Below are 15,608 nucleotides of genomic sequence, written 5' to 3' on the forward strand. Positions count from 1 at the left end.
CTGGTAGTTCGTGCAGGAAGATTATGTCATAGGTCAACAACGGGATTAAACAAATATCAATTAACTATATAGACTAAGAGGTTTATTGATGATCAACATTGACTAATAAAGCCCCTTCCTATTTGGCATCTGCGGCTTTGTTACTGGCTTGCGATTGCCACCAATTAGCCAGACAGAAATCCCACGTTTTCAGGGAAAGCTACAAATTAAATACCTCTATTCTCTATAGAATAGATAGGAAATAAGGGTATTTAATTGACTATCAGCACACAAAGTTGTGCATAGACAATTAAACCCGCAAATTTTATTTCGCGTTTTACTTATAAAATTTTGGTAATACTGCTGATTGTCAGCCCTTCGGATAAGCTTTATAAGCGCACAGTTTTTCCGCGATGACGCTTGCTTGCATCGGCGGCTTCCATAAAGGCGACCATCTCCAGTGTTTCTGTAGCGGGCACTGGTGGTTTCCCCGTGTCGAAAAATTGCACTATTTCGCGGACCAAGGGCTGGTAACCGGTAAAGGGGCCAAGGGTAATAATTCCTTTTTCGCCATAGGCCGTGCCGCCAAAGCCGGTCACCCCTTTTCGAATCCCACGGAATGTACCGATTCGGTTATCGTTCCAGACACCTACGACCAGATCGACCTCACCATTGAATGTTCTTGTCACGCTTTTGCAACCCGTGCCCATAACGGCAAAGAGCATTTCGACACCGTGTATGCCATACCAGAACAGGTCAGGGTGCGTTTTCTCCAGCGTTGCCGGGCTGTATACATCCGCTCCCGTAACGGCTCCTATGTTCCCCTGAACAACCTGCTGAACATGCTCTTCAAAGCGAAGAGCCGACGACGAAAAGACGGGGACGTGATACTGATCGGCAGCGGCAAAAATAGCTTTTGTGTCGCTTAACGATGCGGCAATCGGTTTATCGATGAATACCCGTTTCCCGGCTTTGAAGACAGGTAAGACCTGCTCCAGATGCAATCGTCCGTCGTTGGTTTCCAGCAGCACAACATCTACTTTAGCCAAAAGATCACCAATAGAATCGACGATTTCGACCCCGTATTTTTTGACTTCTTCCGTGTATCCGGCAATCATGCTGACACTCGAAACAATGTCTCGGCTCCCCTGCGGATAGGCCGCTACGACCCGGTAACCGCCCAGTTCGGGCAGGGCTTTCGGGTCGTTCAGGAGCTTCGTAAAAACGGAACTATGCGATGTGTCCAGCCCGATAATACCGACCCGTTTCCCGGATGCAACCGACGCATCGTGATGCCCTAACCCAACTGACGGTTGCGCCAGGGTTAGCCCTAGACTAGCTGCTAGTGTGGTATGAATAAATCGACGACGGTTGACAAGTGAATTGTTCGGATTAATCGTATCTGTCATGGAAATCAGGAAGGCTGATGACACCTATGCTAGGAAGAAACTACGGTTTTGCTTTAGGCTCAAAATACATCCAGTCGATGTGAAACAATTCTTTGCGGGCAGCATCGGGATTGGTGAACACAAAAAACAGATTGTGAAGCCCTTGCGTCGATTTAACTGGTGCCAGCACTTCTTTCCATTCTGTTTTCAAGTCCTGTACTTTACCACCGGGAATATCCATCGTACTGACAACTGGTCCCTGCGCACTATCCAATCGAACTTCGATCCGGCCACCGGCTCCCTGCGATTGCACCCGGTATCTGATGGTGCTTACCTGATTCAGATCAAGCTTATCGAACACGACGAAACTAGTATTGTAGATCTTGCGAATGTAGGAAATGAAGCCCGTATTGGCCGTAGCAATGACCACACCCACATTACCGCGATCATTGTCTTCCATCTGAATTAGCGGATTACGCACCACAATGTATTCACGGGCAGTAAGCGGCTCAATTCCATTAGCGCCTTCATCTTTGTAGTCCGCCATCAGTACATAAGCGCCTTCGGACCCTTTTCCAACGTGCTCGTTTAATGGCAGTGTTCCCTGAACTGGCAATTTGACATCCTGCTGGTTGAGCGATAAAATATATCCAACCATTTCTTTGGCATCCTGCACCGACAAATCCGGGTGAGCCGACATGTTGTAATTGCCCCATATGCCACTTCCTCCTTTAATAATCTTTTGTGCAAGCTGATCAACGGCTTCGCTTTTTCCCGTATACCGTACCGAAATTGCTTTGAGGCTTGGGCCGATCGACGTTTTTTCCAAGGCATGGCAGGCTTTACAGTCCGAGGCTGCCAGTAGCTTTTCGCCCTGCAGGTGCGATGTAACGGTATGCCCACCTGACAAAGCACTGGCAATGTCTTTTCCAAAAGGCAGGTAGCTGAACGAAACCGTCGTTCGGGCTGGGTCAATGGATTTGTCTTCCGGGTCTTTAATGCTGATCTGGTAATTGAGTTTGGTGTTATCCCAGTAAAAGCTGCGATTTCCGGTTGTATTGATGCTTACCTGCGGGGGCGTATTTCCCACGTGAAGCATTGTCGTCGATAGTCCCTGTGCGCCGTGCTGATCCGTTACGGTAAGGGTTACCGGATAAACACCTGGCTTGCCGATCGTTGCCGATACCTCTTTCCCCATCCGCTTTTCTGAGCCGATCTGCCAGGAGTACGTCAGTTGATCACCGGGATCATAATCTTTCGAGCCAGCCGCCGACAGCGCGATTGTCATTGGTGCGGCTCCATATCGTTTATCAATCCGAATATCAGCGATCGGGTTTCGATTGCCTTCTGAATAGTCGACCCGAATCAGTCCGGCATCGGTGTTGTTGGCAAACCAATTGGTGCCGTACGCCAATATGTACAAAGAACCGTCGCGATTGAACTGCATATCCATCGGAGCAATTAATTTCAGATGGCTCAGAAAGGGCTCCATGCGTACATAATTGCCGTCTTTATCGAGCGTTACGGCCATCATCCATCGGCGTATCCAATCATAGATCAGTAGCTTACCATCGTAATAATCAGGTAATCGGTTCTTTTTATCGGCAAACTGATCACGGTAGTAGATCGGGCCCGCCATGGCACTGGCCCCGCCTTTGCCCACCAAAGGAAACCGTTTCGACGCCTGTTTGCCGTACCAGATCATCGCTGGCTGGGCCGCTGGCAGTTCACGAATACCCGTATTATGGGGTGAGTTGTTGACCGGATGCAACGGGTCTTGTTTAGGGCCTTCCTGCTTGGTCGCAAAGTCATATTTCGGGAAGGCCTCGTTGTTGCCCAGAAAATACGGATATCCGAAAAAGCCGGGCTTCCGGGCCTGATTGATTTCGTCATAACTCAGCGTACCTTCTTCGGCAGGCACATTCGTATCGGGGCCGACATCCCCCCAATACACATACCCATTCTTCGGATCGACCGACAACCGGAATGGATTCCGGCAGCCCATCACATAAATCTCAGGCCGCCCTCTGGAACCATCTTTTGGAAACAGATTGCCATCGGGGATGGAATAGGTGCCATCAGCTTCGGGTTTAATACGAAGGATTTTACCGCGCAGATCCTTGCTGTTGGCGGTTGACGCCTGATCATCGGAGAGTTCGCGACCGGGCCGTTCGTCGGTTGGGTTGTGCCCTTCGATTTCCTCGGCATTGGTGTTATCTCCGGTAGAGAGGTACAATAAACCATTCGAAAAGGTCAGGTAACCCGCCGAGTGACAACAATATTTACGCTGAGTCGGAATCTCCAGCAATACTTTTTTCGACGCCTGACTGAGCTGATCGCCTTTCAGTTCATAACGAGCCAGTTGGCTAACCCACTTTTCACCCCTAACTCCGTAATAAAGATAAATCCAGTTGTTCTGCACAAAATCCGGATCAACAGCCACCCCAGAAGCCCATCCTCGATGCCGCTGAACACATTGATATGGGCAATGGTTTTGAGTTGTTTAAGCTCAGCATCGTATAATCGAACACCTCCTTTTCGCTCTACAATCAACACGTTGTTGTTGGGCAAAATGCCCATTCCCATCGGTTCGTCCAGCCCCTGCACCAACTGCATGGCCGTAAAGCGACTACTGTCGGGCGCATCGGTTCGCTGCTCCGACCAGAGCTGTGGTGATCGCTGCGACGTGAACGAAAACCACAATGTCGTCAGCAGCAAAAAGGCATTCATCAATTTCATAATGTTCGTCAGGGGGTTTAGGATGAGTAATACGCCTGGAAAGCGCCGAAACCGAAGGCTGGCCGCATCCAGTCGAAAGTAGGAGCCAGCATCTACTCTACTGTGCTTTCCAGTCGCATCACTTCGTTACTGAACGCGTTTTTCCATATCGGGCAACGTGACTTCAACCATGCGTCCGATGGGTTTTCCATTCCGGTAGGCCACAACCTTTACCCGATCGGCCCCTTTTGGCATCAGGAAAGGCTGGGTATACAAAGGAAAATGGTCGTCAGGCACCGTATTATCCGTCGAATAATAAAGATAAGTATCGGGCAGCTCACTACTAAGCAAGATTTCCATCATGCCCATTGGGTGTTTTTTCAGCGTAACAATCGGGTTGTAGACACTACGCGAGTAATTCACCTCCTGCGCATCGAATCGCTTGAAATGAGTTTCCATCCGATCGACAAAATTGGGCCAGTTCCGCCGTTCTTTTGGCGACCATAACACCTCGGCCAGGGCAAACGCCCGTGGCCAGACCATGTATTCGGCATGGCGGTTATTCGGTACACTTTCAGCCCAGAGATTGCCCTGCCCACCCAGAATTAAGTTAACATCGACGCTGTCGGGAACCGGCTCGAACGTGTACGACGTGCTCAGCCGATTGATGCCATACGTACTGGGTTCGGCCGATGCTTCACCCTGGTATAAATCGAGGTAACAGAACTGGTACGGTGTCATAATAACCGGGTGGCCCTGTTTGGCTGCTTCAATACCGCCTTTCATACCACGCCAGCTCATGACGGTCGCATCGGGTGCGAGACCGCCTTCCAGAATTTCATCCCAGCCAATCAGCTTTTTCCCTTTCGACTGCACGATCTTTTCGACCCGCTTAATGAAATAACTCTGCAACTCTTCCACACTGCTGAGGTTATTGGCAGCCATGGTGGTTTTACACTCCTCGCAGCTGGACCAGAAACCTTTGTACGCTTCGTCGCCACCAACGTGGATATAAGGGCCTGGAAATAGTTGAGCAATCTCGGTGAATACCTTGTCGATGAACAAATACGTGCTGTCGTTGCAGGGATTGAGCGTATTGTCTTCGAGTTTATAGAATTTACCATTGGGTGGCACAACCACCTGCTTTTTGCCGCAGGTCAGGCTGGGGTAAGCCGCAATGGCCGACATGATGTGGCCCGGCATATCGATCTCCGGTACGACGGTGATATGTCGCTCCTGAGCATATTGGACAATTTCACGGATATCGTCCTGCGTGTAAAAACCACCATACGATGGCAATTCGCCCGGTTGTGGATTCTCAATATCCCACCAGCGACCCGTTCGGGGCACACGCCAGGCACCTACTTCCGTCAATTTAGGCAGGCTATTGATCTGAATACGCCATCCCTGATCGTCGGTCAGGTGCCAGTGGAAAACGTTGAATTTGTACAGCGCCATTTGATCGATAAACCGCTTTACAAACGCCTTATCGAAAAAGTGACGACTCACATCCAGCATCAATCCGCGCCAGCCAAACCGGGGCTGGTCGCGAATGTGCAGAGCCGGAACTGACTGGTCACGGAATGATTTCGCAACAGGCAGCAATTGACGAATCGTTTGCAGACCATAGAACAGTCCGGCGGCTTCAGGAGCCGTCAGAATAATACCCGTTGGTGCCACCACCAGATCATACCCTTCCGGCCCTACGCCCGCTACGGGAGCTAATCGAACCGTAATGGCTTTGGTGGGTCTGGCCATATCTGTTGTCGGAATTCCGGGCAGATTATCCGTCACCATTTTGCGCACATCGGGGGCGGGTGTCAGTATTGATAGGCGGGTTTGGGCGGTGATTGCAAACGCGCCAATAGCTGGTTCAAGCGTTTGTGGAGCAGGAATAAGCGCTGGAATCGGTACCTGGGCCGAAGCCGTAACCGCCAGCAAGAGCAGAACAATTAATTTATGCATTATAAATAAGGTTTAGAACAACCGTCTCTTAGACGTAAATCCGCGCTTACGGTTTAGGCCATTGGGTTTCAATTCCCTGCGAGCGAATCATCGTCTGAAATCCATCGAGCAACTGTTCTTTCTCCCGCACGACGCGCGGAATTACTTTCTTATCAAGCGAATACGCAACCAGCATCCCTACAGCCTCCCCGATGCTCCACTCCACCGGATGCAGTCGATAACAGCCATTGGTAATGTGTGTTGTACCGATGTTTTTATTGGCAGGCAGCAGGTTTTCGACCCGTTTTGGCAATAAAGCCCCCAATGGGATCTGGAAGGGCAGGGAACCAAAATCAATGTAGTTATTGCCGCCCGTACTGGGGTGTAAATCAATATGGTAATAGCCCACGCCTACGCTGTCGGAAAATTCGGCAGCAGTATTGTCGGTCTTCTTTCCCGTTATCAATGCCCGGTTATCGGCACCGACATGCTCTTCCAGGACGGTAAATACCGCTTTGATGCGCCTTGATTCCCGGATGTACGGGTATTTGGCCAGACCATCTTCAGTGCCCATCATATCACCACGCAGGCGAAGGCCGGTCCATCCCAGCCCGCCATCGGGGCGTGGGGCTTCGGTCTGAAGCCAATAGAGCAGCGATAAGCTCAACTGCTTGGCCCGCTCAACGTGTTTCTTAAAATCCTTTTCGCTGGCCCCGATCAGGTTACCGAGCGAGTAATCGTTCTGTGGCCAGTTTACGCTCGAAATGTCGCCCGCATACGTACCGGGTTTGAAGTTGTCTTTGCTGATAATCCGGCGGTAATTCCACAGGTTGAGGCTATCGCCAGTGCTGACTCCTTCGGGATGAAAACCCAGCTTTTTCGGTTCCAGCGTTTTAGGATTCGAATAGGCCAGATCCAGCAGTTTACCAGACCAAACGGGTGTAACCTTAGGGGTATAGTTGCGCCAGAAATCGTACTCTTTGGGCTTATCGATGACGTGGTTAGTACCCGGAATATAATCCATCGCAAAGCACATCGTAAATGCCTGACAGTTGTCCGGATCGGCCTTTTCGGGGGCGTGTAGCTCCCGCGTTTCCTGGCGCGATTCAGCTCCAGTCACGAATTCGGTGCCGGTCAGCGGCAACAGATCACCCAGTTCGGTAGCATCGACAAAATAAGAGGCCGACAGGATAACTTCGTTGCCTGTCTGCTGGCTAACGGCTTTGAGGGCACGGACTTTATCGCCACTAACATCGGCACCCGTAATTTTGTGTTCGATCAGCACGGTTAGCTGACCCGCGCTGATGTAGGGCGCCAGCATCTGTTGCAGAACCGCCAGTGCCACCCGTGGTTCATGGCAGAGTTTCGACACAACCCCATCGCCGGGATTCAGATTCGGGCGTGTTTTGGCCGACTCCGTCAATGGATAATTCTGGCGATAGTAGTTTCGGATGGCGTTCCGAAAATCACGGTAAAGCTTCGTTGCTCCATGCGTTTCAATCCACTGATGTTCATCAGGCGGAACGCCCTGCTGGGTCAATTGGCCGCCAATCCAGTCGGTTTCTTCGGTTAAAACCACTGTCAGTTTATTCCGTAAGGCAGCCAGAGCCGCAGCGCAACCACCCAACCCGCCACCGGCTATGACCAGATCGACCTTGCGTTCGGCCTGGCCGACTCGCCAAAAGGATTGCCCGACAAGGCTATGGGCAGTTGCAGGAAATGTCAGCAGTGGCGCCGTTAAAGCAGCGCCACTGCTGATCGATAATCGTTCAATAAAATTCCGTCGATTCATTCGTACTAAGCTAAAAATCTTCTGTGTAGCGGTGGGTTTCTATTGCCAGGATATAGCCTATAAAACACCACCGCTACAGATTCTACCAACCAGAATTTTGCGTCAGCAGTGGGTTAATGTCACGTTCAGATTGTGGAACGGGCAGCAAGGTAAGTTTTGGATACCAGAATCGGTTTTCGCGCACGTAGCGAAGGCTTTCACTTCCTGTGTAAACGGGAATACTGTTGAGATCGTGGGCAGCACTCGTTTTAAAGGTCGGGGCCGCAGGTACTTTAGCCGGATCTTTGGCAGCACCCATCACCGGCTGCGGCATCGCAATATCAGCGATTCCCCACCGGCGAATATCGAACCAGCGGAAGCCCTCCATCGCCAGCTCGGCAACGCGCTCACGACGAATCAACTGACGGAGTTTATTCTGATCTTTCTGAATGGCCACCTCTACGATTGGTTGACCGGCACGTTTTCGAACCAGATTCATGGCATTGATCACCGAATCGTCGAGCTGGTTGAGCTCAATTCTGGCTTCGGCATACATCAGCAGGATCTCGGCGTAGCGCATCATGATGAATCCAACCCGCGCCGTAAACGCATCTTCGGCCGTCAACGTGTATTTGGCATGCAGTAAGCCGACGCCACTTTTAGCCGGTCCAAAGGCATTGTCGAAATCAGCGTTAGTACTGGTTGACCAGGCACCACTCGCATTTCTGAACGAGGTCGTGTTCTTGTAAATGTCGTATACCAGTGTTTTCAGGTTCATCGAGATCGTATCGCCCGGAATCGCTACCGTATACTTTAACCGAAGATCACGATTCCGGCTGGGTTTGGCCGGATCATATACCGACGACTCATCGATACGTTTTCCATCTTTCGCTTCGAACATATCGACCAGTCGTTGCTGCGGAAACCGCCCGGACTGGCCACCAGCCGCCCGCGAAATACTGCCCAGTGGAAGGTATGTAATCGAATTTGCATCGGCTTCCGAATGAAGAATCTGGTACATGATCTCTTTCCCGGTATTGGCCGTTTGCCCCGTCCGCGTGAACAACTCACCAAAGTTTGGATTCAGATTCAGCCCGGCCCCGTCGATGATCTGTTTGGCCGCATCGGCGGCAACCTGATACTCTTTGTTGAAGAGCGCCGTACGTGCTTTATAGCCCAGCGCAACGGCCTTGCTCATCCGCCCCGGATCGGCAGGAGCCCAGGCCAGAACGGCTGCGGCAGCATCTAATTCACTGTACATAAACTTGATAACATCCGCCTTAGGCGTACGGGTTTGTGAATAAAACTCCGTTGGCAGTAAAGGTTTGGTGATCAGGGGCACATCACCAAACAGAAATACCAGATAAAAATACGCATAGGCACGCAACACCCGCGCTTCGGCCTGAAGCCGGTTATAGGTAGCGGCTGGCACATTATTTTTGCCAACTTCCATGCCTTCGAGCATCGTATTCGCCTGCTGAATGGTGGTGTAGGCAAAGGTCCAGATGGCTTTTGGATGTGCGTTGAACACGTCGAAATTGCCTTCCCCCAAATCAACCGCCCGCAATAGGGCAATATCTGTCCAGCCGTCCATAATCGACTGATAGGGTGTATTGCCGGTATTCCAGTAAGCCGATTTGTAAATGCCGTTCAGGGCAACATTCATTTCGGTCTGGTTATTAAAAAACTGACCCGTAGCCGGAGCATCCAGCGGGACCTGTTCGAGGTAATCTTTGCAGCCCGAAAACAAGGTCATCGACAGGCACAAACTTGTTATGTAGAGAAGTCTTTTTTTCATGGCTTTAGAAATTGATGTTCAGACCAACGGTATAGGTTCGCATGATGGGGTAAAACTCACCGCCCGTATCACGTTGCTCCGGATCGAAACCGGGGAAGAATTTCGTCCAGGTAACCAGATTCTGGCCACTCACATAGACCCGTGCCGACTTGATTTTCGCTTTCGTGGTCAAAGCGGTTGGCAGCGTATAGCCCAGAACGACGTTTTTCAGGCGCAGATAAGCAGCCGAACGCACCCAGAAGGACGACGTCACGTAATTATTCGGAATGCTGTTGACCGTAAGGCGGGGGTAAGCGGCTCCGGTATTTTCCGGCGACCAGTAGTCTTTCTGGTACTCAAACATGGTTCCCTGAAAGTTTGCCGAGTAGAAGGGTTGTGCCGCCGTGCCCGACAGGTAATTATCTTTCTTGCCAACGCCCTGAAAAAAAGCCGTGAAATCGAAGCCTTTGTATTGTGCCGACAGGTTCACACTATATTCGTAACGAGGGAAATAATTGCCCAGAATGGCCCGGTCGTAGCTGTCGATTTTGTTATCCGGAACACCGTTAGGCCCACTGATGTCGCGGTACCGAATATCGCCCGCAGCCGAGTTTCCGTATTGGAAGGGTGCATTCTTCACTTCTTCCGCGCTCTGAAACAGCCCATCGGCGATGTAGCCGTAATACGAATCCAGGGCGTAACCTTCCTGCTGAATCGTAGCTCCGTTGATAATCTGTTTTCCGCCGTTATTGAGCAGCGTATTCTTTACATCCGATGCATTTACCTGCACCTGATAGCTGAAATCGCGGATTTTGTCACGCCAGCCAATCCCCAGTTCCCAGCCTTGATTGCGCATCGAACCGGAATTGACAAAAGGGGCTGTAAGGCCAACATAGGCCGGAACCGGCACCAGCTGGAGCATGTCGACAATGTCGCGCTGGAAGAAATCGGCGGTTATGTTCAGGCGATTGCGTAGCAAACTGAAGTCGCCACCGATGTCCAGAATTTTCGAGGTTTCCCAGCGTATGTTGGGGTTAGCCGCCGTTGTCAGGGCGTAGCCCGGATTGACGGTGTTGTTGAAATAGTAATTGTAGGCCGAACCCGAGTTAAACAGTGAATAGGTTGGGTAATAGTCGGCGACACCGTTCCGGATCAGGTTCTGGTTTCCCAGCGAACCATACGAAGCCCGAATTTTTGCTTCGTTGACCACTTTATTGATCCCCGCCCAGAATTTTTCCTGCGAAAGTCGCCAGCCTGCCGACACGGACGGGAACAGTTGCCACCAGTTGCTCTCCCTGAACCGCGACGACGCATCCCAGCGACCATTCACTTCCAGCAGGTATTTTTCGTCGTAATTATAGTTCAACCGACCATAGGCCGACACCATCGAGTAACGGCTTTCACCACCGCTCATGCTTTGCCCCAGTTGATCGCCACTGTTCAGGTAGGGTCGGTCGGGCGAGAGCAGATTCTGGCGGAATGTATTCACAAAACTCGTCCGAAAATCTTCGGTACTGAAGCCGCCCAATAGCGTGAAGCCGTGTTTACCAAACGATTTGTTATAGGTAGCCTGCGCCCGGAACAGATTCTGGTAGTTCTGGGAATAATTGTCACTCAGCGAATTCAGAGCGGGCCAGGGCCGTGCAAAAACAAGCGTATTGTTGGCCACATCGGCGTTATAGATGTCGTACTGGTCCATGAACTGCCGATTGCGCGATGTGTAGTAGTTGGCGCTATACGTTGCGAGTAACTCCAGGCCCGAAATCAGCGTATAGGTCAGCGATCCTTTGATGATCTGCGAATCGGTCAGATTCCGGTTAAAACCACCATCCTGCGCCTGAGCTGCCGGGTTTGCGTTCGACCAGCCCTCTCCCCACTGGCCGGTATTATATTGACCGGGCGTAATGGCCGGAAAACCCAGCATTTCGCGAATAATGTACTGAGGAGTATTCTGTCCCGGCCACAGGCGGTTCGATTTATTCAGGACCAGATCCATCGAGGCCGACAGCTTATTGGTGATTGCCACGTCGGTATTGAACCGCAGATCCATCCGTTTGTAGTTCGTGTTGGCTGTCAACCCATTCTGATCCAGAAAGCTGCCCGATGCGAACAATTTAACACGCTCACCACCAACCGATACATTGAGGTTATGGTTCTGCATCAGACCATTATTGGTCAATACCAGCTTCCGCCAATCGGTGTTGAACAGCGTCAGATTATCCGGGCCCTTTTTCTCATAAGCCGCAATTTGCTGGGTAAACGCGGCCGGAAGGCCACTATTGGCCTGAGCCACATCCCAGAATTTCATGTGCTCCAACCCATTTACTTTTTGGGGCAGATCGGTTGGTTCCTGCTTCAGGCCGTAGGCGTTATAACTGACATTGACACCTTTTGCGCCCCGCTTGGTCGTAACCAGTACAACGCCATTGGCGGCCCGCGAACCATAGACTGCAGCGGCAGCGGCATCTTTCAGAATCGAAATGCTGGCAATGTTATTGGGATCGATAGCATCCAGACTCATCTCGACGTTATCGACCAGAATCAACGGGTTCTGGCCAGCGTTGATCGAACCGACTCCGCGGATACGAATCGTTCCTGCATCACCGCCCGGCACACCCGATTGCTGGGTGATAGTAACTCCCGGCGCGGCTCCCTGCAACGCCAGCGATGTCGAACCTACCTGCCGATTTGTGAGCGATTTACTTTCGATCACGGCCACAGAACCGGTGAGGTTCACTTTCTTCTGTGTTCCATAACCGACCACAACTACTTCATTCAGCATTTTGGTGTCTTCGGCCAGCGCAGCATCATACTCTCCGGCTCCATTGAACGGAACCTCTTTGCCCACTGTCCCCATGAACGAAAACACAAGCGTACCACTTTGCTCATTCACCCGTAATGTATAGCGCCCATCCGCGTCCGTTGTGGTACCCAACGTCGTGTTTTTGACAACCACAGTCACCCCCGGCAGAACGGCACCGTTCGCATCGGTAACTTTCCCCCGAAGCACCTGGCTCTGGGCAAAAACATTGGCGTGTTGGCACAGCGTGATCAGCAAAGCCAATAGCCAGCTTATACGCCATCTCTGCGTAAATAAGTGTTGCATAATTAAATTTATCTGGTGTTAGTAAAGAGAAAACGAGGATTAGTTTTCGGGAACAGAGTGACAGCTTATCGTAAAATCGATCATGGCTTCGAAGGTGCGGTTCCAGGGCAGGTCAAACCGTAATGCCGTGGGTTTGGTACAGCGAACGGCTTGCTGTAAGCTTCCGGGTCGCTTCTGTTCGTAATTGGTAACCAGCTCATCGAATGATTGCTGAAGAAGTTTCAGGCAGTACGCTTCAACCTGACTGGTTGTCTCATCGCTCATGAGCGTTGAACTTCGCCCGACCTGTTTGGCAAACTGGTTGGCCTTCGCCCGGATCAGGTTGTGGAAATAATAATCATCGAGCACCCGGTGAATCAGAAACCAGCTCTGGGCCGTCCAGATGCGATTGGCTACGCTGGATTGTTTCATTAGTTTTGCTTCACCCAGCGTGAAAATCACTCCCTGCGGCAAGGCCGTTCCGATCGTGTTGCCCGCCGTATTCCAGGACGCATACCCGCTTAATTCAGGCAGTAAATGCCGTTTTTCCAGCGCCATTGTAAAGGGGGTATCTCCTCCCTGTACATCGCCTTTCGGATCGATATCGGCGACGATGACGCGTTTGTTTTGTTTGATTTTCGCGTCTATTTCATCCGCAAAGCTATCGGCCCGACCGGGTTCAAACCGCGAGGCAAAGACGTAATACAGGACATCGGCATCGCGCTCATCATTTACCTCCTGCGAACCGGTAGCTTTGATATGATAGCTAACCGTCTGACGCAAAGGCCGGTCTTCGAAAGGCATTACCGTGTTACCGAGCTTTTCTGAGGAGTAAACAGCTTTCACCTTCGGCGAATAGGTTGCATGTTTATTGAGTGCACGCGCCAGCAACAGCATCGACACTTCGTCGGCGCCGGGTTGTACGGCAATTTTGTCGGTCAGTTTTAGCCGTCGGGTTTCTGTGATCAGCGTTTCCCGGTCGGCAATATGAACGCCCTTCGGCTTGGCGTCGTCCTGTGTCAACAACAGGTAATCGATAACTCCCCGCCGAACCAGGTCAATGGCCTGTTGATTCACACGCAGATTGCGGGAGCGAGCCTGTTTGTAGTCTGCTAATCCTTCAGCCGGGATTTCCTGCTCCAGTTTTGCAGTTTCGGCCTTCGCTGCCGGATCGGTAGCCACCGAAATTTCGGCCCACTGAGCCAGCTTTTCGCGGTACGCACCATTCTTGCGGTCAGCCGTCGGAGCAAGGCGCATCACGACACTCTGCCCGTAAATTTTCAAACCAGGTGCCCGCTTACGCATAGTTGCTACAATGTCGAGCCGCTTGATGGCTACCTCGAAGGGCACGTCATGCACCCGCGAACCAACCAACCCACCATAGGCCAGCATATCGAGCGCGATAATGGCGGCATCGAACGACTTCAGATCCTGTTCCTGTAACCAGGAAATGATTTTGTCGGACTGGCCGGGTGTCGTAAATCGGCCGAGTAGCTCCAAAGGTGGTGTAACGACCTGTGCGTCGCCAATGAGGCCCATTCGCTGCGTAAACTGTAAGCAGGGCGGGCGGTCATCGAGCGGAATCAGCAGAATCCGGGCGTTGTAGGCAGGCTCTTTGCCAGCAAAAGCCGAAAGACTTAAGCCAGCAACGAACACAAGAAAGGTTAGGAAACGAGTCATGTTTTTGGAAGGGAGAAAAATTATAGGTCAGTAGCTGCTTTATAGCCGTTGATCCCGTAGAAAAGGATGTAGCCGTAGCAGACTATAGGCAGCAGAAAGGCAATGGGCCACGTAAAATGATCGATCAGCAGACCCTGGCAGAACGACACTACGGCCCCGCCCGCAATGGCTGTTGAGAGCAAACCCGAAGCCTGGGTCGTGAATTTGCCCAGCCCCTGCACCGCCAGCGAAAAAATGATCGCGAACATGATGGAGTTACACAACCCAACGGCGATCATTGTCCAGACGGCCAGATGGCCCGCCGAGTTGATTGAAATCGCAACCAACGCAATAGCTACGGTAGCGCAAACGGCCAGAATAGAGGACGGCTTCACCGATTTTAGCAGAAGTGCACCCACAAACCGGCCAATCAGCATGCTCCCCCAGTAAAAAGCCACATAGCTGTTCGCGTCTTTTTCCGAAATATGGATGGCATCCGTAATGTAGTTCGTCAGGAAAGTGCCAATGGACACTTCGGCACCGACATAACAGAAAATGCCGCCGAGGCCGAACCGAAGATTCCGAAACGAGAAAACACTTTTTCCGGATTCTACCTCATTTGTTCCGGCAGTAGCTTTGATGACAGGTAAGCGAAGCCACCACACAACCAGCGCAATACAGGCCAGTAACGCAGCGATTCCCAGGTAGGGATACCGGACGGCATCGCTCGATGCATGACTTTGTTCGAGCGGAGCCAGAATAAAATAAGCCCCGAACAACGGCGCAACGGTGGTTCCGATGGAGCCTACTCCCTGAATTAGCGTTAGTCGGGAAGAGGCCGTTTTTGCCGGGCCCAAAATTGTGATGTACGGATTGGCCGCCACCTGCAACAACACAATACCAATGGCAATGATGAACAGTGCGGCCAGAAACAGCGCGTATAAATGCAGTGCCGAAGCAGGAAAAAACAAGATCGCTCCCACCGCAGCAATGGCAAACCCCATGACCATACCGGTTTTGTACCCCACTTTCTCTACAATTTTCCCGGCCGGGATCGACATAATTCCGTAGGTCAGAAAGAAGTAAAACTGAACCAGCGATGATTGAGAATACGTCAGGCTAAAACCCTTCTTAAAAAACGGCACCAGCGTATCGTTCAGACAGGTAATAAAGCCCATCATGAAGTACAGCACCGCCAGCGACAGCAAGGCCGGGGTATAGTTCTGGGCCGTTTGCCCGGACTGTTCGTCAACCGTTACGGTTTGTGTAGGGAGGTTCGCCATTCGT

The 15,608-nt window shown here is 51.4% G+C and carries 9 protein-coding genes; all 9 read right to left on the bottom strand.

Going from position 1 to position 15,608, the window contains the following annotated elements:
* Positions 1-368: 368 nt before the first annotated feature.
* Entirely contained in the window at positions 369-1,388 is a 1,020-nt protein-coding gene (locus G8759_RS32425) for a Gfo/Idh/MocA family protein (protein WP_167217441.1), read from the bottom strand.
* A gap of 40 nt (positions 1,389-1,428) precedes the next feature.
* Positions 1,429-3,789, bottom strand: coding sequence for a PQQ-dependent sugar dehydrogenase (locus tag G8759_RS32430; protein ID WP_232074039.1), 2,361 nt, complete (start codon positions 3,787-3,789; stop codon positions 1,429-1,431).
* Positions 3,711-4,106, bottom strand: a complete 396-nt coding sequence (locus tag G8759_RS36105; RefSeq protein ID WP_232074040.1) for a PQQ-dependent sugar dehydrogenase — start codon at positions 4,104-4,106, stop codon at positions 3,711-3,713. Before G8759_RS36105 ends, G8759_RS32430 begins: the two co-directional genes overlap by 79 nt.
* A gap of 126 nt (positions 4,107-4,232) precedes the next feature.
* Positions 4,233-6,050, bottom strand: a complete 1,818-nt coding sequence (locus G8759_RS32435) for a beta-N-acetylhexosaminidase (protein WP_167217443.1) — start codon at positions 6,048-6,050, stop codon at positions 4,233-4,235.
* A gap of 46 nt (positions 6,051-6,096) precedes the next feature.
* The gene (locus tag G8759_RS32440; protein ID WP_167217445.1) at positions 6,097-7,821 is read right to left on the bottom strand and encodes an FAD-dependent oxidoreductase; all 1,725 of its coding nucleotides are present in this window, start codon (positions 7,819-7,821) and stop codon (positions 6,097-6,099) included.
* Between the two features lie 82 nt (positions 7,822-7,903).
* Positions 7,904-9,598 carry a RagB/SusD family nutrient uptake outer membrane protein gene (locus tag G8759_RS32445; RefSeq protein WP_167217447.1) on the bottom strand — a complete coding sequence of 565 codons (1,695 nt, stop codon included), beginning with the start codon at positions 9,596-9,598 and terminating at the stop codon, positions 7,904-7,906.
* Between the two features lie 4 nt (positions 9,599-9,602).
* The gene (locus tag G8759_RS32450; protein ID WP_167217449.1) at positions 9,603-12,683 is read right to left on the bottom strand and encodes a SusC/RagA family TonB-linked outer membrane protein; all 3,081 of its coding nucleotides are present in this window, start codon (positions 12,681-12,683) and stop codon (positions 9,603-9,605) included.
* A gap of 39 nt (positions 12,684-12,722) precedes the next feature.
* A complete protein-coding gene (locus G8759_RS32455) occupies positions 12,723-14,342 on the bottom strand; it encodes a DUF4127 family protein (protein ID WP_167217451.1) in 1,620 nt (539 codons plus the stop codon).
* A gap of 20 nt (positions 14,343-14,362) precedes the next feature.
* The gene (locus G8759_RS32460) at positions 14,363-15,604 is read right to left on the bottom strand and encodes a sugar MFS transporter (protein ID WP_167217454.1); all 1,242 of its coding nucleotides are present in this window, start codon (positions 15,602-15,604) and stop codon (positions 14,363-14,365) included.
* Positions 15,605-15,608 lie beyond the last annotated feature (4 nt).

It is taken from the genome of Spirosoma aureum (genome assembly GCF_011604685.1).
Classification (GTDB): domain Bacteria; phylum Bacteroidota; class Bacteroidia; order Cytophagales; family Spirosomataceae; genus Spirosoma; species Spirosoma aureum.